Source organism: Streptomyces sp. NPDC101166, assembly GCF_044768125.1.
Taxonomy (GTDB): domain Bacteria; phylum Actinomycetota; class Actinomycetes; order Streptomycetales; family Streptomycetaceae; genus Streptomyces.
Genome location: NZ_JBIWPF010000004.1, coordinates 212,674 through 236,497 on the forward strand (window position 1 = coordinate 212,674; position 23,824 = coordinate 236,497).

The following is a 23,824-nucleotide window of genomic DNA, read 5'->3' on the forward strand; positions in this document are numbered from 1 at the left end:
GCCCCCTGTTCGAGCTGTTCGGCATGAAAGTTCGTCGCGGCCGTCCGTCTCGGACAGCGCTGTCGATCAATTGTCCATGGCACAGCAGCCGTCCGTGTCCGCGGGCCCGGCGCCGACGGTGTCGAGACGGCAGAAGCAGGACGCCTTCACCGGGACGTCGGCCACGGCGGCCGCGAACTTCAGCTGCTGGGCCACGAGCCGCGCCTCCTCCCGCTTGCCGAGCCGGACCAGGCACTCGTGGAGTCCGTGCAGGGACCACACGTTGCCGGGGTGCTGGGAGGGGCGGGGCAGCAGGTCGTCGAGGCCGAGGTCGGCGCGGTAGACGGCCTCGGCCTCCGCGATGCGGCCCCGCTCCAGCAGCAGCGCGCCGTACGCGTGCCGGGTGGGCTGCATCCAGCCCCACGGCTCGTCGTACGGAAGGCCGTCGTCCAGGGCGATCGACCGCTCCAGGGCGGCGAACGCGGCGTCGTGGCGGCCCTTGCGGTACTCCAGCTCGCCGTCGAGCATCGCGGCGGCGATGGCGAGGATGTCGGCACAGGTGTTGTTGAACAGCATCCGGGTCTCGGGGACCCGGGCGACGGCTTCGGTGAACAGCGCGCGCTCGGTCTCCGCCTCCTCGACGCGGCCGGTGGCGGAGAACGCGACACCGCGCGCGTAGTGCCGCATGGCGGTGGTCATGCAGTACAGCCGCGAGTCGGAGGGCGCCGGCAGGTCGAGGACGTCGGCCCAGCGGCCGAAACGGATCAGCACGTGCGGCCGCATGGTGAGGAAGGCCTCCAGCCAGTCCGCCATCGGCGGGCTCTCCACCCGCAGCAGTTCCTCCGGCAGGGCCGCCTCGAGTCGGGCGGTGGCGTCCAGGGCGACCTGGGACCGGCCGAGGAACATCGCGCCGTAGATCCTGAAGTGGTGGTTGTGCGCCCGGTAGAGGGTGTAGAAGTTCATCGCCCCGGCCCGGGCGAGGTACCTCTCGTCGGCGGCGATCGCACGCGTGTTGTCGGCGACGACCGCACGGTAGTCCCCGCACAGCACCTCCAGGTGCGAGGGCATGTGCTGGAGGTGTCCGGCGTCGGGGACCAGGTCGCGCAGCCGGTCGGCGACGGACAGGGCGGCCTCTGGGGCCGGCGACATCTCCATCAGGTGGATGTGGAAGTGCAGGACGCCGGGGTGGTCGAGCGCGCCTTCGGCGGCGAGCGCCCGCTCCAGGACGGCCTTGGCCTCCAGCGTGCGCGCGCCCTCGGCGGGTTCGCCCGTGCGCAGGTCCCACAGCTGCCAGGGCGTCAGGTTCATCAGGGCGTCGGCGAACAGCGCGGCCACGTCGAGGTCGTCCGGGGCCAGCTCGTGGACGACGCGCATGGCGTCGGCATACGGCGGGTTCCACACCGAGCAGTCCTCGGCGGGGCGGTCCTGGGGGTAGCGGGCGCGCAGCGCGTCGATGAGGGCCCGCTCCACGGGACCGGCGCCCGCGGCCTTCTCGTGGGCCTGCTCCACGGCGGCGTGGGCGCGAGTGACCGTGCGGCGCAGGTCCTGGTCGTCGAAGAACTCCCAGGGCTTGTTGTAGTTGGGGCCGAGCGCGTACGCGATGCCCCAGTACGCCATGGCGCAGTCGGGGTCGGCGCGGGCCGCGGCCTCGAAGCACGCGACGGCCTCCTCGTGGTGGAAGCCGTACGACCAGACCAGTCCCCGGTCGAACCAGCGCTGGGCCTCGGGGGACGAGGTCGTGACCGGCCGGCCGTAGGAGCCGAGGTCGTAGTCGTAGCCGTCGACGGATGTGTGGTCCATGGCGCTCCCCTGGTCGTGCTGCGCACCGACCTCCCGGAGCCAGTGTCGCTCGGGGCGGCCCGTGGGTCGCCCCGAGCGACATATACCGCGCGGTCCTGCGGAGGGGCGGTCGCTCGTGTCCGGGTGCACCCGAACGCGCCGCCCCCGGCGGGAGCCGCGGCGCCTCAGTGGCGGCGGCTCGCGGCCCGGCGCAGGACGACGAAACCGCCGATCACGAGGAGCCCGCCGGCGGCCGCGGGCCACAGGCTGGCGCCGGTGTCGGCCAGACCGCCCTGGGCCTGCGGCGCGGGCAGGACGGGGGTGTCGCCCGTGTCGCCGGCGCTGCCCGCACCGCCCGGGCTGTCCGAACCGTCCGCACCGCCGACGACGCCCGCGGGCGCGGCCTGGGTGGGGGCGGTCGCGGGAGCGCCGATCTCGCCCTGGGCTCCGCCGACGGCGGCGGGAGCGGAAGCGGGGGCCGCCTGGGTCGACTTGGCGGTCGGCTGAGTGGCGGAACGGGGCTCGGCCGTGCGGGGCTGTTCGGTACGAGGTTCGTCGGTCCGGGGTCGAGTGGTACGGGGCTCAGCGGTCCGGGGGGTGTCCGCCTTGCCGGTGCCGGCAGTGGCGGCGTCGGTGCGGGGGCTCTGGGCGGGGGGCTGCTGGTCGTCGCCCTGGCCTGCGGCGTCGTCGTTGTTGCCGGTGTCGTTGTTGCCGTTGGCGTTGCCGGTGTTGCCGGTGTTGTTGCCGCCGCCGGTGTTCTCACCGCCGCCGCCGTTGTCGTTGCCGCCGGTGTTGTTGCCGCCGCCGTTGTCGTTGCCGCCGCCGTTGTCACCGCCGCCGGCGTTGTCGTTGCCGCCGTCCCCGTTGTTGCCGCCGCCGTTGCCGCCGTCGCCGTTGCCGCAGGTGCGGCCGTCGTTGATGCAGCCGACCATCTCGTTCATCAGGTTCTCGTCGAAGACGTTGATGAAGTCGCCGTGGTCGGTGACGGCCTTGTGCAGCTGCTCGGGGAAGGAGTCCACCGCGAACAGCGGGGTCGTGCGGCCGCCGTCCTGGAGGCTGGGCGCGTCGACGTCGTAGACGATGCGCTGCACGAGCTGCGGGATGGCCCGGAAGCCGGCCGGGCAGCTGCCGTCGGCGGCGGCGAAGGCCACATGGGTGCGGTGGTTGGCGCTGTCGATGTTGGCGCCGTCCCAGCAGCTCTGGAAGCGGAAGGTGCGCACCACGTCGCTGCCGTCCGGGCAGAGCGGGTACTTGTCCTTCAGCTGCCGGTCCTCGAAGCCCGTGCAGCTCCAGGACGCGTTGGCGTTGGCGGTGCCGTTGACGAACGCCTTGGCGTCGCCGGTGATGATGCGCAGCAAGCGCGGCATGGCCGTGACCTCGGACCGCGGGTTGCCGACGAAGGTGAGGGTGACGTCCTTCGGTGTGACGATCTTCCCCGCGTTGCCCTCGATGCCGCCGCCGGGAGAGTTGGCGTCCCGTTCCTGGGCGCCGTTCTGCAGGCGCAGGACGGGCCAGTAGTAGGTGGACTTGTCGCCCTGGTCGACGCAGGTGGTCTCGGCCTTCGCCAGGTCCTCGTCGGAGGCGAAGGCGTCGTTGGACTGGTTGCCGATGTAGTCGTGGAAGTGGTGGGCGCCGTTGGAGACGCCCGGGGCCACGATCACGTTGTCGGAGTTGAACAGACCGTTCGCGTTGACGCCGCAGCTGGAGGTGAAGGTGCCGCCGGAGGGGCCGGAGCCGGGATCGGCGGGCTGCTGCGCGGGCTGGACGGCGGTGATGTCGGTGAAGTCGGCGGCCACGGGGCCGTTCCCGGCCTGACCGCCGTTGCCCTGCCCGCCCCCGCCGTTCCGCTGACCGTCGCCCTGCCCCTGCCCCTGGCCCTGGCCCTCCTGGTTCTGGCCCTGATCCTGTCCTTGGCCCTGATTCTGCCCCTGCCCCTGGCCCTCCTGGTTCCGGCCGCCGCCCTGGTCTCCCTCGCCCGCGCGGTCGTCGGCGGTGCGCAGTGAGCACGCGGCGAGGTCCGAGAGGCCCTCCGGGCGGCCACCGACACGATCGAGGGCGTTCCCGATGCGCTCGATGGTCGCGGCGCGCTTCTCCTTCAGCGGGTTCATCACCGCGTTGTCGGCGAAGCCGGCGTCCTGGCGAACGGCCTGTGCGTTCTCCTGGAGTTGGCGGTAGGCGGCGGCGATCTGCTCGTCCAGCAGGGCGAGTTCGCGGTCGACCTCTCCCGAGGCCTGCTCGGGCACGTTCGTCAGCCGGTTGCCGACGTCGGGGCAGTCGATGGTGACGGAGCCCGAAGTCCAGGGCCCGCCGGCGTCGTCCTCGCTCGCGGATGCGTAGACGTTCGCGGCCATCAGTCCGCCACCGCCCAAGATCAACGCGACCGCGGCGAAGGTCGCGCGCCTCCCGCCCGTCGGGCGTCTGCGGCTGTTGTGTCCCACGGAGTGCTCCAAAGCTTCGTCGGCGGCCAGGGCATGGAATCCCCCCGGCCCAATACGCAGCCGGACACAGCTGTGTTCAACGGAATCAGAAATTCACAGTAAGCTCTCAGCGGAAAGCGCTGTCTATCCAGGTCACAGGCTTCTCGCCGATTCAGGGGCAAGGAAGGCCCGGACGCGGGACACCGGGTCCGGCCACTTCACCGACGGCCCGTCAGACGCCGTCGTCGGACCAGAGGTCAGCGCTGTCGCAGACGCGCGCGCCCATGTTCCGCTCCATCATCTGCAGGGCGGCGTCGGCGAGATCGGCGTGGATGTGGGCCACGGCGTCACGGGGCACGATCACGTTCAGATGACGGATGTGGGCGTCCAGGGCCGAGTACAGGACGCATTGTTCGGTGACCTGGCCGCAGAGGACGAGCCGGTCCATGCCCTCCTGCTGGAGGAGATAGCCCAGCGGGGTCTCGAAGAAGATCGAGTGCCGGGCCTTCATGACGAACAGGGAGTCGTCGTCAGGACGCAGCGGTTCCACGAGGTCGGCGTGCGGCCCGGAGAGGGCGGCGGTGAGAAGCTCGCCGTGATGGGAACGCCACTGGCCGAAGTTGTCGTTGACGTAGACGACGGGGACCTCGGCGCGGCGGGCCCGCTCGAGGAGTCCGGCGATCGCCGGGACCGTCTCGCGCGCGGACGGCAGGAGCAGCTCGACGTCCTTGTGGTCGTACGTGTTGATCATGTCGATGAGGATGAGTGCGGTCTTGCCCATGCCGGAGGAGTTCCCCTCATCGGGCCAGCAGGATCCCGGCCGGAGTGGACATGGGGGAAGTCGGCGCCGGCCGGGAGCGGACCGGGCCCCCGGGAGGGCCGGGCCCGCTCCACCACCGTAAAACGATCAGACCCGGCCCGCCCGGTGAGCGGTGGCCGGGCGCCCCGCCCGCCGGACCGGGAGAGCAATATCTGTGTCCGCGACATAAGAAATAGGAAACGGGCGCGGCGAGTATTTCTCGACCGTCGCCCGGCGCACGACAATCGACCGGGCAGCGCCGATCCCACCATGCTACTGTCCGAACCAGTTGCAGTCTTGGTTGCCAGTAGGTTCCTTTCCGACGGGGTGATCATCACGGCGACACGGAATCCACTCGAGTGAATTCCTGACACCGTCTCCGAAAGGAACATGATATGGCTACCGGCACCGTGAAATGGTTCAACGCGGAAAAGGGCTTCGGCTTCATCGAGCAGGACGGCGGCGGAGCCGACGTCTTCGCCCACTACTCGAACATCGCCACCCAGGGCTTCCGCGAGCTGCTGGAAGGCCAGAAGGTGTCGTTCGACGTCGCGCAGGGCCAGAAGGGCCCCACGGCCGAGAACATCGTTCCCGCCTGACACCGGCGCTGACGCACACTTCACAGCTGGGGCCCGCACCTTGGGGTGCGGGCCCCAGCTCGCTGCATTTCGGGCTGCGCCGCCCACATCGATTTCGGCTCGTCTCGAGATTCTCTGCGCCGCTCGGCTGCTGCGGGAATTCCTTGCTTCGCGCCCCGTCAAGGAAGGTTCCGCATGAAGCGTGCCCAACCCTCCCGCACACACGACCGATTTACGGGTGGCGCCGACGCCGGCCGCCCCGTCGCTCAGCGCCGCTCCCGGGGGCATGGAAACCGCCGGACCGGACGGAACTCGCAGGGCGATTTCGGACCCGGCGATGCGGAGCTGAGCCGCAGCACGGGTGCCCGAGCCCCTTCCGGCGTCCCGATCGTGGTCACCGCGCCGGAGGCGGAGCGCCCCCGCGGCGCGTCTTCGTCGGCCCGGGGCCATCGAGGTCGCGGGGGCCAGGCCGGCCAGGGACGCCCGGTCGGGGCCGGGACGCGCCGCAGGGCACGGCGACAGAGCCGGCCCTGACCCGGTCGCCCAGGTCGTGTTCCGAGCCCCTCCCCCCACGCCCGGGAGCCGCTGCGGTCCCGAGCCATCCCCCTTCCAGCAGGAGGCACCCATGACGCCGGCTCAGACGGACCACCCCAAAGGGGCACCCTCCCAGAAGGCCGCGGTCGACGACCGTGACACGTCCGGACCTCGGGTGTGTGACGACATGACGGTCGAGGTGGCTCTCTGCCTGATGGCCGGTGCACGCGTCGATCATCTCGTCCTCTGCGACGGGGACGACCAGAGCAGGGGCCTGATCACCCTGGCGCGGCTCGCCGTTCTCCGCGACAGCTCCGCCTATACGGACCGGGTCCGTCTGCGGGACATCCTCGACGGACCGTTCAGCCCCGGCGTTCGGCCCGGCGCCGAGGGGGAGCACGGCGGGGTCGCCCCGGACGTCCTCGCCCTCGTCCGCTGACCCGCCCGGCCCGGTCGGCCGCTCCCTCTTATCGCTGTGAGGCATCATGCGCTGTGTCATCGCCCGGTTCCCGTTCGAACTGACCAAGAACGGGGTGCTGGCCTCGATGAAGGGCATCAGCCCCGAACCTGTCACGGGTGAGTCCGTGATCATCGGCCGCCGCCGTTACCCGGTCAAGCAAGTGGGCCAGGTCCTCACGGGACAGGACCGCCGCGACTTCACCAGCGGGGAGGTCGTCCGGGCCATGGCCCGCCTCGGCTTCACCTGCAACGAGCATCCCGGGATCACGCCGGCGGGCGCACTCACTCCGCTCCAGACCGCTTCCGCGCTGCTCGGGGGCTCTGCCTGCCCGGAGGCGTGAACACAGGCCGAAGCCGGCCGTCTCAGCCCCAGGGAGGGCCCTGTCCGCACATGCGGACAGGGCCCTCCCTCGTCGTTTCGCCGCCCCGGCGCCGACTCTCGCCCGCGGGTCGCACCGCGACTCCTCGACGCAGAAAATCTCCTCTTGCCGGAGTAGACATTGGCTCGCAGGCCAGCTAGCCTTTCACTCGTCGATACGGTCACATCAGACCCGGCAGACACGAACTGGCGGGTGCAGTACGTAAGTTCGCAGGTCACTGTGCAGCCCGCGATCGAGGGGCTGCACAGAGCGTCACCGAGCAGTACCGCAGTACCCGTTCTCCAAGTGATCGGTTCGAAGAAAGGACGGAGGAGCAGACGCCATCAGGATCGCCCGGCCCGGGGAGCTCTCGGTCCGGGTCCGCGAGAACCTGGAATGGATGGTGGTCCCCGGTCAGACAGCCGCGATCCCCGCACCCGTCCCCTTCCGCGGGCGGGCAGCGGAAAAAGAAGGTCGGCTGAGCGTGTGGGCCGACAGATGGTGTTGAATTTCCTTCGGGGCCCTGGTGCCGTACGGCATCAGGGCCCCTCGACGCGTTGCACAACGAGGTGACATGGAAGCAGATACCCCACTCAGCGATCGTCTGGACGACGACGACTACCCCGCGTACACCATGGGCCGAGCCGCGGAAATGCTCGGAACGACCCCCGGTTTCCTGCGAGCCATCGGCGAGGCCCGTCTGATCACTCCGCTGCGCTCGGAAGGCGGGCATCGCCGGTACTCGCGCTACCAGCTGCGCATCGCCGCGCGCGCCCGCGAGCTCGTCGACAGGGGCACCCCGATCGAGGCCGCGTGCCGCATCATCATCCTCGAGGACCAGCTCGAGGAGGCTCAGCGCATCAACTCCGAGTACCGCCGCGCCGCGTCCGAAGCGTCCCGAGGCCCCGATCCCGGTTCACGCTGAGCCCGGTGGGGCTCGGGCGGGGTCGGCTCGAGTCCGCCGACATGACCTGAACCCGGGCCGCCTGCTCTGTGGGAGACGTCCGCTATATGGGAGGCGGGCCCGCACGGCCGACGTCTACTCTGCCGTCATGCCCCAAGGGAAGACCGCGTACGTGTGCCTGCCGTGCCGCGCCTCGTACAAGCAGAACCACGGCGTCGAGCGTGAGCGGCGCTGTCCGCGCTGCGCCCGCGTGATGATCCACGCGGGTTCGGCGTTCGCCCCGCCCCGACGGCGGGACAAGGACGCCTGGCGGGCGCTGTCCGTCGTGCTCAACGCGGGCATCGGCTTCCACAAGAGCTGCTGCGGCGGCCCCGGTTGGCGGCCCCGCACCCTCCGCGAGGTCAAGGAGCGCACCGCGTACGCCCACCGCACCGGCGTGCCGATCGCCCGCGCCCTGCTGCGCTACGACGTCTGACCCGCGTGAAGAGATCCCGCCCTCGTATACAGTGCTCCGCCGGTATCGAGAGGAGGCACAGCGGTGCGCTTCGGGGTGGGGAACGGGTTGCGGGGGCTGGCAGTGGTCGCCGTGCTGACGGGGTTGACGACGGGATGCGGCGAGGAGGGGAAGGACTCGGCCGGGAGTGAGGTGTCCGCCGGGGCCTCGGCGGCGGCGAAGTCGCCGGCTGCGGGGCCGGCCGCGGCGGTGAGCGGTGCCAGCGTGGGCGCGGACGGTTCCGCCTGTGAGCTGCCCGTCACCTTCGACACGGCGAAGGCGTGGAAGGCGAAGGCTGTCTCCGCCGCCGACCAGAAGGGCGACACGGGCAACGCGCTGACCGACGAACTCGCCGACGCGCTCCTGCACCAGGGGCCGGTCACCATGGCCTGCGAGATCGACGCCAAGCCCGCCGGGAACATCGGTTACCTGCGGGTCTGGACCGGCAAGCCGGGCCGCGCCGACGCGCGCACCGTGCTGGAGCAGTTCGTCGCCGCCGAGCCCAACGCCGGCAAGGCCCGCTACAGCGCGTTCAAGGCGAGCGGACTGAGCGGCGCGGAGGTCGAGTTCATCACCTACAACAAGATCATGGAGGAGTCCAAGAAGGAGCGGGCTCTCGCCGTGACCACGCCCGACGGCCCGGTCGTCCTGCACCTCGGCGGTCTGGACACCGGGGAGCACGAGGCGATGCTCCCGGCGTTCGCACTCGCCAAGAGCACGCTGAAGCCGACGGCCTGACGGAACGGCCGACGCGGCCGGGGGCCCAGCCGGCCGGCGTCTCGGAGGCACTGCCGCTCCCGCGGACATCCGCCGACGCGACTCCCGGCCGATCGGGCGCCCCTCAGCGGCCGAGCAGCTCCCTCATCCGCATGGCCGCCCGTACGGCCGCGTCGGCGCAGCAGTTGTTGAACAGCGCGTGCACCCGTTCGGCCCGCGCGGCCAGCGCCCGCACCCTGGGAACCCACTCGCGCAGCTCGTCGTCGGTGTACTCGTGCCGGAAGCGGTCCTCCTTGCTGCCCGTCCCCCAGGCACGGCTGCGGCCGTGGAACCGCACGACCGACAGCCGGCCGGAGGTGACCGGGGTGACGGGCGGGATCGCCGAGGGCAGCGACGGCTCCATGTCGACGGCGACGGCGGCGAACCCGTACGAGCGCAGCAGCTCGGCCGTCTCGGCCTGCTGCTCGCCGCGCCACCAGTCCGGGTGGCGGAACTCGACGCTGACCGGCCAGCCCGCCGTGCGCGCGGCACACTGGTCGAGGATCTCGCGCGCCCGGACGCCGGGCCGCAGCCAGGGCGGGAACTGGAAGAGGACGGCGCCGAGCCGCCCCGCTTCCCGCAGCGGCCGGATGCCGTCGGCGAACCGCCGCCACACCTCGTCCAGCGTCCTCGGGTCGCGCGCGTCGCCGGGCAGCCCGGCGGGCAGGACGGCGGACCGGGTGGGGTGACCGGTCAGCAGGGAGAAGGCCTTCACGTCGAACACGAACCCGTCGGGGGTGCGCTCCGTCCACAGTCGGCTGGTGCGCTCGGATGGCAGGGCGTAGTACGTGGCGTCCACCTCGACGACCGGGAAGCGCTCGGCGTAGTGCCGTAACCGTCCCTCCGCGTCCCGTCGCCCGGCCGGATACCAGCCGCTGCCGACCAGCGCGCGATCCGTCCAGGAGCAGGAGCCGATCAATATCTCACCCATGGCGGGCGGTTACCCCGGCCGGCCGCGCGCAGACGGACGGGCATGGTGCAGAACCCCTCAGGGGCGTCGGCCGCGCACCGGGATGCGCGCCGCCGTCGATGTGGCGCATTCTTGCTGTGTCGCCCGCGGGGCGACGCAGGGACGAGGTGGCGATGACTGCGAGCGCCGGGGACGAGCGGGAGCCGCCCGTGCTGTCGGCCGCTCGGCTGGCCGAGGTGGTGGCGGACGCCCTGCGTGCCGCGGAAGGATACGCCGCGGGCGTGTACCTGTGTTCCCGCAGCCCGCACATGCTGCGGCTGGCGGTCCTCACTGGGCTGCCCGGGCCGTTGTTCCGTCCCTGGTGGCGGGTGCATGTGGAGCGGCCGTTCCCGGTGGCCGACGCGCACCGGCTGGGCACGCCGGTGGTGCTCGCCAACGCCACCGAGGCGATGCGCCGGTATCCGCAGTTCGCGGCGGGACTGCCGTTCCAGTTCGGGACGCTCAACGTGCCGGTCGTGGCGGGGGGCCACGCCTTCGGGGTGATGACCGTCCTGCGGCCGGCGGCCTCCGACGCCGGGGAGGTCCAGGAGCAGCGTGAGCGGCTCGCCCGGGTGGCCGGCTCCCTGGGGGCGGACCTGCTGCGGTCGCGGGCCGAGGGCAGCGCCGTGACCTGGGACGACGAGCCGCTGTGCGTGCGGCCGCCGGCCGCCGGCCCGGTGCCGGGGCGGGTGGGGCGCCTCGCGTGGGACCCGGTGGGCGACGCCGTCACCACCGACGAAGCCGCGCGTGTCCTGCTGGGCCTCGCGCCGGACCGGCCGCCGGACACCCTGAGCGCCCTGTCCCGTGCCGTGGACCCGATGGACGCCCACCGGCTGCCGGGGCTGCTGCGCGAGGCCGCGCGGGGAAGACCACCGCCCCAGCCGGTCCAGGTGCGCACCGCCGACGGGGGCGTGCGGCTGCTCCAGCTGTGGGCGCCCCCGTCGAACGCGCCCACGCCGGTCAGGGGCGTCCTCGTCGACCCGGGCCCCGGCGCGCTCGCCGACGGGGCGGCCGACCTGCTGCCCGAGGGGGTCTTCTGCCTGGACCGGCTCGGGCTGGTCGTCTACGCCAACGCGCGCGCCGCGCACCTGCTGGGCGTGGAGCGGGCCCGGATGCTGGGCCGGTCCCTGTGGGACGCCGTGCCCTGGCTGGGCCAGCCGGCCTGCGAGGAGCATCTGCGCGGTGCGCTGCTGTCGCCGGGGGCGGTGCACTTCCACATCCGCCGGCCACCCCCTCCCGCGGGGGCCGGCGACGCCGGCGCGCGGTCCGGTCCACGGCCGTACGAGGGCGACTGGCTGAGCATGGCCGTCTATCCCGGGCCGGACCTGCTGACCTGCACCGCCGTCCCGGCCAACCGCGTGCCGCACGACCCGCGGCGGCCCGCGACCGCAGCGGCGGCCGGAGTGGTCACCGGTGCGGCGGCCGACGCCGAGGTCGACATCCCGGCGCCGGACGCTGCCGCCTCGACGGCGCCGGCGTACCGCCCGATCGTGCTGGCCATCGCGCTGACCGAGGCGGTGACCGCCCGGCAGGTGTCGGCGGTGGTCATGCAGGAGCTGCTGCCCGCGTTCGGCGGCCGCCGGCTGGCCATCTACCTGCTCCAGGAACGGCATCTGTACCTGGCGTGGGAGACCGGCTTCCCCGAGGGGTTCCTCGCCCCGTTCGAGGGCGTGGGCCTGGACGCGCGGCTGCCCGGCGTGGAGACGCTGACCACCGGGCGGCCGCTGTTCTTCGACTCGATGGGTCAACTGGCCGACGCCTACCCGGGCATCCCGCTGGACGCGGAGGTCGGCGCCCGCGCCTTCCTGCCGCTGATCGCCTCGGGCCGCCCGGTCGGCTCGTGCATCCTCGGCTTCGACCGCCCGCGCAGCTTCGGCTCCGAGGAGCGCACGGTCCTGACCGCGCTGGCCGGTCTGATCGCGCACGCGATGGAGAAGGCCCAGCGCTACGACACCGAGGCCGCCCTCGCCCGCGGTCTCCAGCAGGCGCTGCTCCCCCGGCGGCTGTCGCAGCACGCGCGCGTGGAGACCGCGGGCCGCTACCTGGCCGGCACGGAGGGCATGGAGGTGGGCGGGGACTGGTACGACGTCGTGGAGGCGGGCGACGGGCTCGCCCTGGTCATCGGGGACGTACAGGGCCACGGGGTGCAGGCGGCGGCCACCATGGGCCAACTGCGTAGCGCTGTACGGGCGTTCGCATTGGGTGACCGGCCTCCGGAGGAGGTGATGGGCGGCACCAACCTGCTCCTCATCGACCTCGATCCCGGCCAGTTCGCCAGTTGCTGCTACGTCCGTCTCGACCCCGCCACCGGTGTGGCGCGGGCGGTCCGCGCCGGGCATCCGCTGCCGTTGCTGCGCCACGCCGACGGCCGCACGGAGGTCGTGGACCTGCGGGGCGGCGTCGTCCTCGGGGTGGACCCGCGAGCGCACTACCCGGTGACGGAACTGCGGCTGGATCCCGGCGCGATCCTCGCCCTGTACACGGACGGGCTGGTGGAGCGTCCCGGCCAGGACATCGACGACGGCGTCACGGAGCTGCGCTCGGCCCTCTCCGCCGCCGGCGCCCCCGGCCGTCCTCTGGCCGAGGTGGCCGACCGCCTCACGGCGGCCCCGCGCCGAACCCCCGACCGCCCGGACGACATAGCCCTTCTTCTGGCCACCCGCCTCCCGCCGCACTCCGCATGACCGCCCACCCGAGCCGCCCGCGCACCACCCGCGCCGGCGCCCGCGCGAACCCCGTCGGGGCCCGCACAAGATCACCCTCATCCGCACGAGGCGACCACGACCACCCGGGAAACGCCCCGCCGTACACAGCTCGCTGCCCGCGCAACCCGCACCCACCCGCGCAAACCGCCCCTGGCCCGCGGCCCGCGCGGGGCGGCCGGGCGGGCCGCGGTCCTTCACCCTGCGTAACGCCCCTCGCCTCATCCGGCCGGGCAGTGTAGACATGGCACATGGTCCGACTCCTGGGGCGATCGGATGCCCGGCCGGCCCGTCGTCCCCGGGACCCGAAGGGGCGGCGCGCGCCGGAGACCGCGCTCGGGCGACGCAGTCTCGCCGCGCAGGTGTTCGTCCTGCAGGTGGTCGTCGTCCTGCTGCTCGTCGTGGCGGCGGTGGTCGCGCTGGTGCTCCAGGCGCGGCACGACACCACGCAGGAGGCCCGCAACCGCTCCCTCGCCGTGGCCGAGACCTTCGCCAACTCGCCCGGCATCGTCGCCGCGTTGCGCAGTCCTCATCCCACGGTCCTGCTGCAGCCGCGCGCCGAGGCGGCGCGCGAGGCGGCGGACGTCGACTTCATCGTCGTGATGAGCACCGACGGCATCCGCTACACGCACCCCAAGCCGGACCGCATCGGCAAGAAGTTCGTGGGGTCGCTGAAAGCGGCGCAGGAGGGCGGCACGATCGTCGAGGAGATCGACGGGACGATCGGCCGGCTCGTGCAGGCGGTGGTGCCGGTGAAGGGGCCGGACGGCAAGGTCGTGGGCCTGGTGTCCGCCGGCATCACCACGGCCCGGGTCGGCGGCAACGCCGACCGCCAGCTGCCCCTGGTGCTGACCACCGCGGGCGTCGCCCTCGCCCTGGCCATGGGCGGCACCGCCCTGGTCAGCCGCCGGCTGCTGCGGCAGACCCACGGCCTGGGCCCGCGGGAGATGACCCGCATGTACGAGCATCACGACGCGGTCCTGCACGCCGTACGCGAAGGGGTCATCATCGTCGGCGGGGAGGGCGATCTGCTGCTCGCCAACGACGAGGCGCACCGCCTGCTGAACCTGCCGCCGGACGCCGAGCGCCGCAGCGTCCTCGCCCTGGGCCTGGACGCGGACATGGCCGCCCTGCTCGCCTCCGGGCGGACGGTCACCGACGAGGTGCGCCTGGTCGGGGACCGGCTGCTGGCGATCAACCAGCGGCCCACCGACGTGGCGGGCGGTCCGGCCGGCAGCGTCGCCACGCTGCGCGACTCCACCGAGCTGCGCGCCCTGTCGGGCCGGGCGGAGGCGACCCGCGAGCGCCTGGATCTGCTGTACGCGGCCGGGGTGACCGTCGGGACCAGTCTGGACGTGTCCCGCACGGCGGAGGAGCTGGCGGAGCTGGCCGTGCCGAGGTTCGCCGACTTCGCGACGGTGGACCTCTTCGACGCCGTGCTGGAGGGCGAGGAGCCGGACGCGCGGGCCACGCTGCGGCGCTCGGCGATGAGCGCGGTCCGCAAGGGCGCTCCGCTGTACGCGGTGGGTGAGCGGATCCGGTTCGTCGACAGCGCCCCGCAGGCGCGCACCCTGCTCTCCGGGCGGCCCGTGCTGGAGGCGCGGCTCACCCAGGCGCCGGGCTGGCGGGCGCAGGACCTGGAGCGGACCGAGCAGGTCGTGGAGTTCGGCATCCACTCGCTGATCACGGTGCCGGTGCGGGCGGGATCGCTGGTGCTGGGCGTGGTCAGCTTCTGGCGGTCGGAGCGGCCCGCGCCGTTCGACCCGGAGGAGGTCGTCCTCGCGGAGGAGCTGGTGGCGCGCGCGGCCGTGTCCATCGACAACGCACGCCGTTTCACGCGGGAGCACGGCATGGCCGTCACGCTCCAGCGCAGTCTGCTGCCGCGCAGCCTGCCTGAGCAGGGCGCGCTGGACATCGCGTACCGCTATCTGCCGGCGCAGGCCGGCGTCGGCGGGGACTGGTTCGATGTGCTGCCGCTGTCCGGCGCACGGGTCGCGCTCGTGGTGGGGGACGTCGTCGGGCACGGGCTGCACGCGGCGGCCACCATGGGCCGGCTGCGCACCGCCGTGCACAACTTCTCCTCCCTGGACCTCGCGCCGGAGGAGCTGCTCGGGCTGCTGGACGAGCTGGTGGCGCGGATCGACCAGGACGAGACGACGGACGGCGGCGCCGCACCGGTCACCGGCGCGACCTGCCTGTACGCCATCTACGACCCGGTGTCGCGGCGGTGCTCCCTGGCCCGCGCCGGGCATCCGCCGCCGGCGCTGGTGCATCCGGACGGGCGGGTGGAGTATCCGGACGTGCCGGCCGGTCTGCCGCTCGGGCTGGGCGGACTGCCGTTCGAGACGGCCGAGCTGGAGCTGGCGGAGGGCAGCCGGCTGGTGCTCTACACCGACGGGCTGGTGGAGGACCGGGGGCAGGACATCGACACGGGTCTGGAGCGGCTGCGCACCGCGCTGGGGCGGGCCGACGGCTCCCCGGAGGAGACCTGCCGGGCGGTCCTGGAGTCGCTGCTGCCGGCCCGCCCGAACGACGACATCGCGCTGATCGTCGCCCGGACCCGGGCGCTGGGCGCGGACCGGGTCGCCGAGTGGGAGGTCCCGATGGACCCCGCGGCGGTGGGCGAGGTGCGGGCGGCGGTGGCGCGGCAGCTGGCGCGGTGGGAGCTCGAGGAGCTGTCGTTCACCACGGAGCTGATCCTGAGCGAGCTGGTCACCAACGCGATCCGCTACGGCGGCGGTCCGGTCGGGGTACGTCTGCTGCGGGACCGAACGCTGATCTGCGAGGTCTCCGACAGCAGCAACACCTCGCCCCATCTTCGGTACGCGGCGATGACGGACGAGGGGGGCCGGGGTCTGTTCCTGGTCGCCCAGCTCACCGACCGCTGGGGCACGCGCTACACCCCTGAGGGCAAGGTGATCTGGGCGGAGCAGCCGCTGCCCTGAAGGTCATAAGTGATGTTTATGAGTCCATAGACCGGACCCCCGTACCGGGTAAGGTATGCCTCAGTTTAGGCTTCCCCCGAGTCGATCTGTCGCCGCTCGAAGGGAACCTGATCATGCCCCGCCCCCTGCGGGTAGCCATCGTCGGAGCCGGCCCCGCCGGGATCTACGCCGCCGACGCGCTGCTCAAGTCCGATGTGGCCGCCGAGCCCGGTGTGTCCATCGACCTCTTCGAGCGGATGCCGGCCCCGTTCGGACTGATCCGCTACGGCGTGGCCCCGGACCACCCCCGGATCAAGGGCATCATCACCGCCCTGCACCAGGTGCTCGACAAGCCGCAGATCCGCCTCTTCGGCAACGTCGACTACGGCACCGACGTCAACCTGGACGATCTGCGCGCCTTCTACGACGCCGTGATCTTCTCGACCGGCGCGATGGCCGACCGCGACCTGCCGATCCCGGGCGTCGAGCTGGACGGCTCCTACGGCGCGGCCGACTTCGTCTCCTGGTACGACGGCCACCCGGACGTGCCGCGCACCTGGCCGCTGGAGGCGGAGAAGGTCGCCGTCCTCGGCGTCGGCAACGTCGCGCTCGACGTGGCCCGCGTCCTGGCCAAGACGGCGGACGAGCTGCTGCCCACCGAGATCCCGGCCAACGTCCACGAGGGCCTGAAGGCCAACAAGGCGCTGGAGATCCATGTCTTCGGCCGCCGTGGCCCGGCGCAGGCGAAGTTCTCCCCGATGGAGCTGCGGGAGCTGGACCACTCCCCCAACATCGAGGTCATCGTCGACCCTGAGGACATCGACTACGACGAGGGCTCGATCCAGACCCGGCGCGGCAACAAGCAGGCCGACATGGTCGCCAAGACGCTGGAGAACTGGGCGATCCGTGACGTCGGCGAGCGCCCGCACAAGCTGTTCCTGCACTTCTTCGAGTCGCCCACGGAGATCCTCGGGGAGGACGGCAAGGTCGTCGGCCTGCGCACCGAGCGCACCGTCCTGGACGGCACCGGCAACGTCAAGGGCACCGGCGAGTTCAAGGACTGGGATGTCAGCGCGGTCTACCGCGCGGTCGGCTACCTCTCCGAGAAGCTGCCCAAGCTGCCCTGGGACCTCGACTCGGGCACGGTCCCGGACGAGGGCGGCCGCGTCATCGAGGAGAGCGGTGCGCACCTGCAGTCGGTGTACGTCACCGGCTGGATCCGGCGCGGCCCGGTCGGACTGATCGGCCACACCAAGGGCGACGCCAACGAGACGGTGTCGAACCTGCTGGCCGACTTCGCGGGCGACCGTCTGCAGACCCCCGGTTCGCCCGAGCCGGAGGCCGTGGACGCGTTCCTCGCCGAGCGTGGCGTCCGCTTCACCACCTGGGAGGGCTGGTACAAGCTGGACGCCGCGGAGAAGGCGCTGGGCGAGCCGCAGGGCCGCGAGCGCGTGAAGATCGTCGAGCGTGAGGACATGCTGCGGGAGAGCGGCGCGTAAGCCGGTACGCCGAGGTCGAGGGGTCCGCGGGCAGTCGCCTGTGGACCCCTTCTCGTGTGCGGCTCAGCCGCCGCCGTCCTCGCGCGGGTGTTTCTCGATGACCTTGCCGTGGACGTCGGCCGACAGGTAGGCGCTGCCGTAGTCGTCCGAGACGTAGACGCCCACCTTCGGGTCGGAGTCGAAGACGGTGGAACCGGGGTCGAGCAGCAGATAGCGCTGGACCGGCCGGGGCACGTTCAGCGTGCGGCCCGCCTTGTCCAGCAGCGCGGCCAGCGCGTCCCAGTCGAACGCGGCCAGGTCGACGGGGATGTCGCCGTTCATGACGGTGCCGCCGGGCCCGTCCTTCACTGCCACGTCGCCGCCGCGGTAGGTGTACCGGTCGTAGAGCTTCGGGCGGCCCTGCACGGGGGCGTCGGCCAGGGCGTACTCGTCGTAGACGATGAGACTGGTGACCTTGCCGCCGCCCATGGCGTCGGTCAGCTTCGCCACGGTGGTGCGCAGGCCGTCGGCGGTGAGGAGGTGGACCTCGCCCTCGTCGTCGGTCCCGTCGGCGTTCGCCGCGCCGGGTGTGGCCGCCGCCTTGGGGGCGCGCGAGGCCGTGCGCCCGGCGCCGGCGTCGGCGGACGAGTCCGTCCCGGCGGTGCGGTCGTCCCGCCCGTCCGGGAAGGGCAGCAGCGCGTACACGAGCACACCGGCGAGCGCCGCGCCGACGACGGCCGCGCTCGCCCCCACCGCCCGTCCCCGGCGCGACCTCGCGGGCCGGGCCACCGGGCCGACGGCCCTGCCGCCGGCGCCGCCCCAGGGCGCGCCGGGGTGCGAGGGCGCCAGCGGGTACCACGAGGCGGGAGCGGCCCCCGCCGGAAGCGGACCGGAGGTGGGCGGCGCGAGCGGGTAGGAGGTCACGCCGGGGACGGGGGCCGGGGGTGCGCCGGGGGCGGACGCCGGGGTCGCGCCGAGGGCGGAGGCCGGGGTCGCACCGAGGGCGGAGGCCGGGGGTACGCCAGCGGCGGACGCCGGGGGTGCGCCGAAGGCGGTAGCCGGCGTCGCACCAAGGCCGGAAGCCGGGCGTGCGCCAGCGGCGGAGACCGGGGCCGCGCCGAGGGCGGACGCCGGAGGTGCGCCAGCGCCGGAGACCGGGGTCGCACCGAAGGCGGAGGCCGGGGAGGCACCAAGGCCGGAAGCCGGGGGTACGCCAGCGGCGGACGCCGGAGGTGCGCCAGCGGCGGAGACCGGGGTCGCGCCGAAGGCGGAGGCCGGGGGTGCCGCGGGGGCGCTGGGGCGGGGCGGCTCTGCTTTCGCCGCGGTGGTCAGCATGTGGTCGACCCGGTCGGCGTCGGGGCGGCGGTGCGGGTCTCTGACGAGGAGGGCGGTGAGGACGTCGGTCAGAGGGCCGGCGCGGCGCGGGGCCGGCACGTCCTCGCCGAGTACGGCGGCCAGTGTGGCCAGGGTGCTCGCGCGGCGCAGCGGATGGTGGCCCTCGACGGCGACGTAGAGCAGCATGCCCAGCGACCACAGGTCGGCCGCCGGACCGCCTTCCTTGCCGCTGACCCGCTCGGGAGCCATGAAGTCGGGTGAGCCGATGACGGCGCCGGTGGCGGTGAGGCCGGTGAACTCGCGTACGGCGGCGATGCCGAAGTCGGTGAGGACGGGCCGGCCGTCGGGCCGGAGCAGCACATTGGCCGGCTTGACGTCACGGTGCTCGATGCCGACGGCGTGCGCGGCGCGCAGCGCGGACAGCAGCTCGCGGCCGAGCCGTGCGGCCTCGACGGCGGTCAACGTGCCCTGTTCCAGGCGGTCCTGGAGCGAACCACCGGTCACCAGCTCCATCACGAGCCACGGGCAGGTTCCCTCGCCGCCGTCGACGATGTGGTGGATCGTCACGACGTTCGGGTGATGGACGCGCGCCAGCGCGCGAGCCTCCCTCAGGACGCGCTCGCGCAGGACACGCGCCCCCTCGAGGTCGTACGCGGCCAGCGCGGGATCCTGGGGCCGTACCTCCTTCACCGCGACGTCGCGGTGCAACGCCAGGTCGCGGGCGCGCCACACCACGCCCATGCCCCCGCCGCCGAGCCGCTCGACCAGCTCGAACCGGCCGTCGACCACACGTCTGTCCTGACCCCCTGTGCTCATAGGGGGGAGCTTAGGGGTATGCCGTGTGGACGGGCGCGTCGGCCAGAGGGAGCAGGGCGCGAATGGTATGCCGGGGCACGGGCATGCTGTGAACGGGGTCACTCCCGGCGGACCGTGCCGGAACCAGTCCGGGTGCCTCACCTTCCCGTCTGCTCGCCTCCCACGAAGGACATGTGGTCTTGGCTCTCATGCATCCTGAAGCCCCGTCAGCCCGCCGTCCCGGGCGCTCCTGGACGATCCGCGTGGTCGGGCACCGGGACCGCACCGCGTCGGTCACCTGCTCGTCGGCGTGCTCGATGCCGCCGCGCTCCCGCGATCTCACCGCCCTGCGCCGTTTCGCCGAGGCCCATGCCGCCGCGCACGCGAAGGCGGCGGCGGTGCGCCACGACGCCGCCTGCTGGTGCCGCCGCGAGCGGTGCGCGCTGCACGAGGGCGTGCGGGTCGCGTGCGCGGGCTCGGTGGTGCTGGTGTTGCGGCACAACCCGGCGGTGGGCCAGGTGTGGACGCTCAGCGAAGTGTGCTCGGCGTGCGCCCCGTTGATGACGCACACGCGTGTGCTCGGCCGGGCGGCGCCGCCGCGGGAGGAGGCGGGGGCGGGGCCTGGACGGCGGGCGCCGGCCGAACAGCCGGCGGTGTCGTCCGACTCCTCCGCGGCCGCGCCGCCGCGTCTGGTGCCGGGCGGTTTCAGCGCGCCGGCGGCGGGTCCGACGTCCGGCGCGGGTCTGGAGCGGCCTCCTGCCAGGCGGCGGGGCGCCACCCGGCGCAGGGGCCGCGAGTCCTGACGGCGGGCGGGCCGGGCGGAGTCTTGTTGGGTTCAGGCCGATCCGCCGTGCTCCGGCCCCCGTTGGACGCGGAACTGACGCGGGATGCGCACCGGTAACGCGCCCAGGGCCCGTAACGGGGTGACCGCGGGGGGATCCTGCGGCGGTGCGGGACGGCCGGGCGCGAGCCGGGCCGCCATCAGCCCTGCGATGTGGGCTCCGCTGCGCCGGCCCTCCAGGTGCAGGCGGCCGACGTTGGCGCGGTCGTCGGCGAGCAGGGTCAACACTGCGGAGGGGCCGGCCGCGTACGTGGCGACGTAACCTCCCGCCCCGCGCACCAGCAGTTCGCAGAACTCGCCGCGAGCCGTGAGGTCCACCATCCGGTACCCGACGCCGAGCGCCGCCGCGGTGAGGGCGGCGAGGCTCTCGGGCTGCCCGCCCGGCATGTCCTGGGCGAGGACGAGGCCGTCGACGCTGGCCGCCAGCGCTCCCGTCAGCTGAGGCATACGCGTGCGCAGCCGGTTCAGTTCGTTCAGGACCTCGGCCTCGACGGCCATGCCCAGTCTCCTTTCGGCGCGTTGCCGACGACCACGACAGCCACCGCCCCGACGGCACACCGCGCCACGAGACCGCACAGCCGTACCGAGAGCGTGACCCCGAGGTTACGGAAAGTACGGTGCGCAGGTGACGCCTTTGGCATTTTCCTCCGGAAAAATCGCACGCACCGCACAGCCGGCCCCGGCTCGGCGGGCCGCGCTCAGCGCACGCGTGCGCCGGAGCGTGCCCGACGGCGGCTGATGTGCCGCCAGACCACCCGCTGGAACCTGAGCGTCAGCACACCTGTCGCGATCAACAGAAGGATGTTGAGCAGGAGTTGGGCGAGGGAACCGCGTGCGTCGCTCCAGCTCGAGAAGGCGCAGGACACGCCGATGTCGGCGGCGGCGGGGATGGTCGTGATCGAGATGAACACGCCGAGCAGCGCGCTCGACCTGACCTGGGTCAGCGACATGATGCCGACGACGCCGGCCAGAACCGCGACGACGACCGAGAAGACGTCCGGGGCGTCGATGAGCGTGGAGACCGGCCGGATGCCCAGTTCGAACGCCTTGGGCTGGAGGTCGAGGGCCCGGACCGCCCACGAGAACGCGAACGTCACCGTCACTGCCATGAGGAACCCCGAGGTCAGCGCCGACAGCCCCTGCCGGGCCCTCTTCGCGTCGCCTCGGTCGACGGCCAGGGCGACGCAGGTGATGGCCCCGTACTCCGGTCCCACCACCATGGCCGCGACGATGAGGATCTGGGAGTTGGTGAGAATCCCCACCGCCGCGAGGACGCCCGCGATGACCAGGTAGACGTAGAAGCTCGGCCCGTAGACGCCTTCCGAGCGGATGCGCGCTTCGACCTCCTCCCAGACGGGCGCGTGCGCGAGCGCGCCCAGCTGCCGCCGCTCCACCTCGGCGGCGACGCCGGAGAAGGCGATCTCCACCGGTTCGATGACGATGGACCCGCGGTGGTGGAGACCGAGTTCGCGCAGTCCGCGCAGTACGGCGTTGGCCCCGCCCGACAGGACGTCGCACTCGACCGCGTCGCCGTCGGGATGTCGTGCCGACGCGGGGTGGACCACCAGGTTGAACACGAAGGGATCGCCGCTGAGCAGACTGGCCGCCCGGGGCGCGAGATCAGGAGGGCTCACCAGCCGGAGGTGGATCATCCGCATGCACGATCTCCCTGCTGTGGCCGTTTGCGGCCGAGACTCCTCGGCGCGTACGCGTGTACCTGGCCGGCCCCTCCCCCGGCCCGGCCGGCCACAGCCAGTAACCCCCGCCGGGGCGACACCGGCAAACCGAGCGGCGCGCGCCGGACTCGGCGGCCCGGCCGGACGTCGCGCCGACGCGGGCGCACCGTGCCTTCGATGTGGCAGGCGTGACAGGGGTGGCTGATAGTGGAGGCAGGGGGCTCCCCACAAGGTTCCGGAGCATCCATGGACCGCTATCCTCCGATCGCCGACCACGGCCTGGTGGGCGACTTGCAGACGGCCGCCCTCGTGTCGTCGCAGGGCGTCGTCGACTGGTTCGCCGCTCCCCGGTTCGACTCCCCCAGCGTCTTCGCCGCCCTGCTCGACCACGACCGCGGCGGATATCTCCGGCTCGCCCCCGAACACCCCGAGGGCACCTGCAAGCAGCTCTACTATCCCGACACCGCGGTCCTGGTCACCCGGTTCCTGTCCCCGGACGGCGTGGGCGAGGTGCTCGACTTCATGCCTCTGAGCGAGAGCCGCACCGCCACCGACCGGCACACCCTGGTCCGTCTGGTCCGCGTGGTGAGGGGGACCGTCGAGTTCACCCTCGAATGCCGGCCGCGTTTCGAGTACGGCCGGGCCGAGCACGAGCTCGAACTGCGGGACGCAGAAGCGGTGTTCCGCACCCACGGCATCGACGGGCACCTGCAGTGCACCTTCCCGCTGGAACGCGACGGCCAGGACGTGCGCGGCCGGGTGAGACTGAGCGCCGGCGAGTCGGGCGGCGCCGTGTTCACCGTCTGCGCCTCCGGCGGAGAGGCGCCCGAGGCCGTCACGGTCGACGAACTGACCGGCCACTTCACGCAAGTCGCGCAGTTCTGGCGGGACTGGCTGCGCCAGTCCCGCTACCGGGGCCGTTGGCCCGAGCTGGTCCACCGCTCGGCCATCACCCTCAAGCTCCTCACCTACGCTCCCACCGGCGCGCTGGTCGCGGCGGCCACCATGGGCCTGCCCGAACAGGTCGGCGGCGAGCGCAACTGGGACTACCGGTACACCTGGGTCCGCGACGGGGCGCTGTCCGTGCGGGCGATGCTGGATCTCGGCTTCGCCGACGAGGCCATCGCCTTCGTCCACTGGCTGGTGGACCGGCTGCGCGAGCGCGAGGGCAAGGAGGAGGAGCCGCTGCAGACGATGTACCGGATCGACGGCAACCCCGACCTGCCGGAGGAGACGCTCGACCACTTCGAGGGCTACCGCGGCTCCGCGCCCGTCCGCATCGGCAACGGCGCCGCCGACCAGCTCCAGTTGGACATCTACGGTGAGGCCCTCTACGCGGTGGCCCAGGGCGGCGAGCTCGCCCAGCAGGCCAGCGCGGCGGGATGGCGCACGGTCGCCAGGGTGCTCGACTGGCTCGCCGACGCCTGGGACCGGCCGGACGAGGGCATCTGGGAGACCCGCGGCGGCCGCAAGGACTTCACCTACAGCAGGGTGATGTCCTGGGTCGCCTTCGACCACGGGCTGCGGCTGGCCGAGATGTCGCGAAGGCCCGCGAACGTGGACCGGTGGCGGGCGGCGAGGGACGCCGTCTTCGACCAGGTCATGGAACGCGGTTGGAGTGAGAGGGAACGCGCCTTCGTCCAGCACTACGACGACGACGTCCTGGACGCCTCGCTGCTCCTCATGCCGAGCGTCGGGTTCATCGCCCCCCGGGACACGACCTGGCTCTCCACGCTCGACGCGATGGACCGCAGACTCGTCTCCGACAGCCTCGTCTACCGCTACGACCCGGCCGCGTCACCGGACGGACTGCGCGGTTCCGAGGGCACGTTCAGTCTGTGCACCTTCCTCTACGTCGACGCGCTGGCCCGGGCCGGGCGGCTGAACCAGGCCCGCTACACCTTCGAGAAGATGCAGACCTACGCCAACCATGTCGGCCTGTTCGCCGAGGAGATCGGCCCGTCCGGTGAGCAACTGGGCAACTTCCCACAGGCGTTCACCCATCTCTCCCTCATCCAGGCCGCCATCACCCTCGACAAGGCGCTCGACGCGGTGAACGGACGCTGA

At 72.8% G+C, this 23,824-nt stretch carries 18 protein-coding genes; 11 read left to right on the plus strand and 7 right to left on the minus strand.

The features are described 5' to 3' along the window. Window positions 1-66 precede the first annotated feature (66 nt). From ACIRS4_RS09830 to ACIRS4_RS09840, 3 genes are all read right to left on the minus strand, one after another. Complete coding sequence (locus ACIRS4_RS09830; RefSeq protein ID WP_404192546.1) at window positions 67-1,779, minus strand: hypothetical protein; 1,713 nt, start codon at window positions 1,777-1,779, stop codon at window positions 67-69. 164 nt (window positions 1,780-1,943) lie between these two features. Beyond that, a complete protein-coding gene (locus ACIRS4_RS09835) occupies window positions 1,944-4,109 on the minus strand; it encodes a DUF1996 domain-containing protein (protein ID WP_404193092.1) in 2,166 nt (721 codons plus the stop codon). Between the two features lie 298 nt (window positions 4,110-4,407). Continuing rightward, window positions 4,408-4,956 carry an isochorismatase family cysteine hydrolase gene (locus tag ACIRS4_RS09840; protein ID WP_404192550.1) on the minus strand — a complete coding sequence of 183 codons (549 nt, stop codon included), beginning with the start codon at window positions 4,954-4,956 and terminating at the stop codon, window positions 4,408-4,410. A 413-nt stretch (window positions 4,957-5,369) separates the two neighbouring features. On the opposite strand from ACIRS4_RS09840, the gene ACIRS4_RS09845 reads away from it, so the two are divergent. The 6 genes from ACIRS4_RS09845 (at window position 5,370) to ACIRS4_RS09870 (ending at window position 9,039) form a co-directional block, all read left to right on the plus strand. After that, entirely contained in the window at window positions 5,370-5,573 is a 204-nt protein-coding gene (locus ACIRS4_RS09845; RefSeq protein ID WP_065963989.1) for a cold-shock protein, read from the plus strand. 604 nt (window positions 5,574-6,177) lie between these two features. After that, on the plus strand, window positions 6,178-6,525 hold the full coding sequence (locus ACIRS4_RS09850) for a CBS domain-containing protein (RefSeq protein WP_404192552.1): 348 nt from the start codon (window positions 6,178-6,180) through the stop codon (window positions 6,523-6,525). Between the two features lie 46 nt (window positions 6,526-6,571). Beyond that, the gene (locus tag ACIRS4_RS09855) at window positions 6,572-6,886 is read left to right on the plus strand and encodes an SCO5918 family protein (RefSeq protein ID WP_404192555.1); all 315 of its coding nucleotides are present in this window, start codon (window positions 6,572-6,574) and stop codon (window positions 6,884-6,886) included. A gap of 592 nt (window positions 6,887-7,478) precedes the next feature. Further along, window positions 7,479-7,829 (plus strand): MerR family transcriptional regulator, encoded by a 351-nt coding sequence (locus tag ACIRS4_RS09860; RefSeq protein ID WP_404192557.1) that lies wholly within the window; start codon window positions 7,479-7,481, stop codon window positions 7,827-7,829. Between the two features lie 127 nt (window positions 7,830-7,956). Next, window positions 7,957-8,283 carry a deoxyxylulose-5-phosphate synthase gene (locus ACIRS4_RS09865; protein WP_404192559.1) on the plus strand — a complete coding sequence of 109 codons (327 nt, stop codon included), beginning with the start codon at window positions 7,957-7,959 and terminating at the stop codon, window positions 8,281-8,283. Between the two features lie 63 nt (window positions 8,284-8,346). Then, the gene (locus ACIRS4_RS09870; protein ID WP_404192562.1) at window positions 8,347-9,039 is read left to right on the plus strand and encodes a lipoprotein; all 693 of its coding nucleotides are present in this window, start codon (window positions 8,347-8,349) and stop codon (window positions 9,037-9,039) included. A gap of 103 nt (window positions 9,040-9,142) precedes the next feature. Here the strand turns inward: ACIRS4_RS09870 and ACIRS4_RS09875 are convergent, their stop codons facing one another. Continuing rightward, window positions 9,143-9,988 carry a DUF72 domain-containing protein gene (locus ACIRS4_RS09875; RefSeq protein ID WP_404192565.1) on the minus strand — a complete coding sequence of 282 codons (846 nt, stop codon included), beginning with the start codon at window positions 9,986-9,988 and terminating at the stop codon, window positions 9,143-9,145. A gap of 152 nt (window positions 9,989-10,140) precedes the next feature. Here ACIRS4_RS09875 and ACIRS4_RS09880 point away from each other — a divergent pair, with 152 nt between their 5' ends. The 3 genes from ACIRS4_RS09880 (at window position 10,141) to ACIRS4_RS09890 (ending at window position 17,131) form a co-directional block, all read left to right on the plus strand. Next, complete coding sequence (locus ACIRS4_RS09880) at window positions 10,141-12,690, plus strand: SpoIIE family protein phosphatase (protein ID WP_404192568.1); 2,550 nt, start codon at window positions 10,141-10,143, stop codon at window positions 12,688-12,690. 269 nt (window positions 12,691-12,959) lie between these two features. After that, a complete protein-coding gene (locus tag ACIRS4_RS09885) occupies window positions 12,960-15,653 on the plus strand; it encodes a SpoIIE family protein phosphatase (protein WP_404192571.1) in 2,694 nt (897 codons plus the stop codon). A 113-nt stretch (window positions 15,654-15,766) separates the two neighbouring features. After that, complete coding sequence (locus tag ACIRS4_RS09890; RefSeq protein ID WP_404192574.1) at window positions 15,767-17,131, plus strand: FAD-dependent oxidoreductase; 1,365 nt, start codon at window positions 15,767-15,769, stop codon at window positions 17,129-17,131. A 63-nt stretch (window positions 17,132-17,194) separates the two neighbouring features. Here ACIRS4_RS09890 and ACIRS4_RS09895 read toward each other — a convergent pair whose 3' ends face one another. Further along, window positions 17,195-19,261: a protein kinase gene (locus ACIRS4_RS09895; protein ID WP_404192577.1), complete on the minus strand. Its 2,067-nt coding sequence runs from the start codon at window positions 19,259-19,261 to the stop codon at window positions 17,195-17,197. Between the two features lie 188 nt (window positions 19,262-19,449). Here ACIRS4_RS09895 and ACIRS4_RS09900 point away from each other — a divergent pair, with 188 nt between their 5' ends. Further along, window positions 19,450-20,043 (plus strand): hypothetical protein, encoded by a 594-nt coding sequence (locus ACIRS4_RS09900; protein ID WP_404192579.1) that lies wholly within the window; start codon window positions 19,450-19,452, stop codon window positions 20,041-20,043. Window positions 20,044-20,075: 32 nt separating this feature from the next. Here ACIRS4_RS09900 and ACIRS4_RS09905 read toward each other — a convergent pair whose 3' ends face one another. Both ACIRS4_RS09905 and ACIRS4_RS09910 read right to left on the minus strand, forming a co-directional pair. Continuing rightward, window positions 20,076-20,579 (minus strand): roadblock/LC7 domain-containing protein, encoded by a 504-nt coding sequence (locus ACIRS4_RS09905; RefSeq protein WP_404192582.1) that lies wholly within the window; start codon window positions 20,577-20,579, stop codon window positions 20,076-20,078. Between the two features lie 200 nt (window positions 20,580-20,779). Beyond that, window positions 20,780-21,739 carry a DUF389 domain-containing protein gene (locus ACIRS4_RS09910; RefSeq protein ID WP_404192585.1) on the minus strand — a complete coding sequence of 320 codons (960 nt, stop codon included), beginning with the start codon at window positions 21,737-21,739 and terminating at the stop codon, window positions 20,780-20,782. Between the two features lie 264 nt (window positions 21,740-22,003). Here ACIRS4_RS09910 and ACIRS4_RS09915 point away from each other — a divergent pair, with 264 nt between their 5' ends. Continuing rightward, window positions 22,004-23,824, plus strand: a complete 1,821-nt coding sequence (locus tag ACIRS4_RS09915; protein ID WP_404192588.1) for a glycoside hydrolase family 15 protein — start codon at window positions 22,004-22,006, stop codon at window positions 23,822-23,824.

Coding starts and splice junctions, on each gene's coding strand:
- ACIRS4_RS09830 (WP_404192546.1), bottom strand. CDS start 1,779: ATGGACCACACATCCGTCGACGGCTACGACTACGACCTCGGCTCCTAC.
- ACIRS4_RS09835 (WP_404193092.1), bottom strand. CDS start 4,109: ATGGCCGCGAACGTCTACGCATCCGCGAGCGAGGACGACGCCGGCGGG.
- ACIRS4_RS09840 (WP_404192550.1), bottom strand. CDS start 4,956: ATGGGCAAGACCGCACTCATCCTCATCGACATGATCAACACGTACGAC.
- ACIRS4_RS09845 (WP_065963989.1), top strand. CDS start 5,370: ATGGCTACCGGCACCGTGAAATGGTTCAACGCGGAAAAGGGCTTCGGC.
- ACIRS4_RS09850 (WP_404192552.1), top strand. CDS start 6,178: ATGACGCCGGCTCAGACGGACCACCCCAAAGGGGCACCCTCCCAGAAG.
- ACIRS4_RS09855 (WP_404192555.1), top strand. CDS start 6,572: ATGCGCTGTGTCATCGCCCGGTTCCCGTTCGAACTGACCAAGAACGGG.
- ACIRS4_RS09860 (WP_404192557.1), top strand. CDS start 7,479: ATGGAAGCAGATACCCCACTCAGCGATCGTCTGGACGACGACGACTAC.
- ACIRS4_RS09865 (WP_404192559.1), top strand. CDS start 7,957: ATGCCCCAAGGGAAGACCGCGTACGTGTGCCTGCCGTGCCGCGCCTCG.
- ACIRS4_RS09875 (WP_404192565.1), bottom strand. CDS start 9,988: ATGGGTGAGATATTGATCGGCTCCTGCTCCTGGACGGATCGCGCGCTG.
- ACIRS4_RS09880 (WP_404192568.1), top strand. CDS start 10,141: ATGACTGCGAGCGCCGGGGACGAGCGGGAGCCGCCCGTGCTGTCGGCC.
- ACIRS4_RS09885 (WP_404192571.1), top strand. CDS start 12,960: ATGGTCCGACTCCTGGGGCGATCGGATGCCCGGCCGGCCCGTCGTCCC.
- ACIRS4_RS09890 (WP_404192574.1), top strand. CDS start 15,767: ATGCCCCGCCCCCTGCGGGTAGCCATCGTCGGAGCCGGCCCCGCCGGG.
- ACIRS4_RS09895 (WP_404192577.1), bottom strand. CDS start 19,261: ATGAGCACAGGGGGTCAGGACAGACGTGTGGTCGACGGCCGGTTCGAG.
- ACIRS4_RS09900 (WP_404192579.1), top strand. CDS start 19,450: ATGCATCCTGAAGCCCCGTCAGCCCGCCGTCCCGGGCGCTCCTGGACG.
- ACIRS4_RS09905 (WP_404192582.1), bottom strand. CDS start 20,579: ATGGCCGTCGAGGCCGAGGTCCTGAACGAACTGAACCGGCTGCGCACG.
- ACIRS4_RS09910 (WP_404192585.1), bottom strand. CDS start 21,739: ATGCGGATGATCCACCTCCGGCTGGTGAGCCCTCCTGATCTCGCGCCC.
- ACIRS4_RS09915 (WP_404192588.1), top strand. CDS start 22,004: ATGGACCGCTATCCTCCGATCGCCGACCACGGCCTGGTGGGCGACTTG.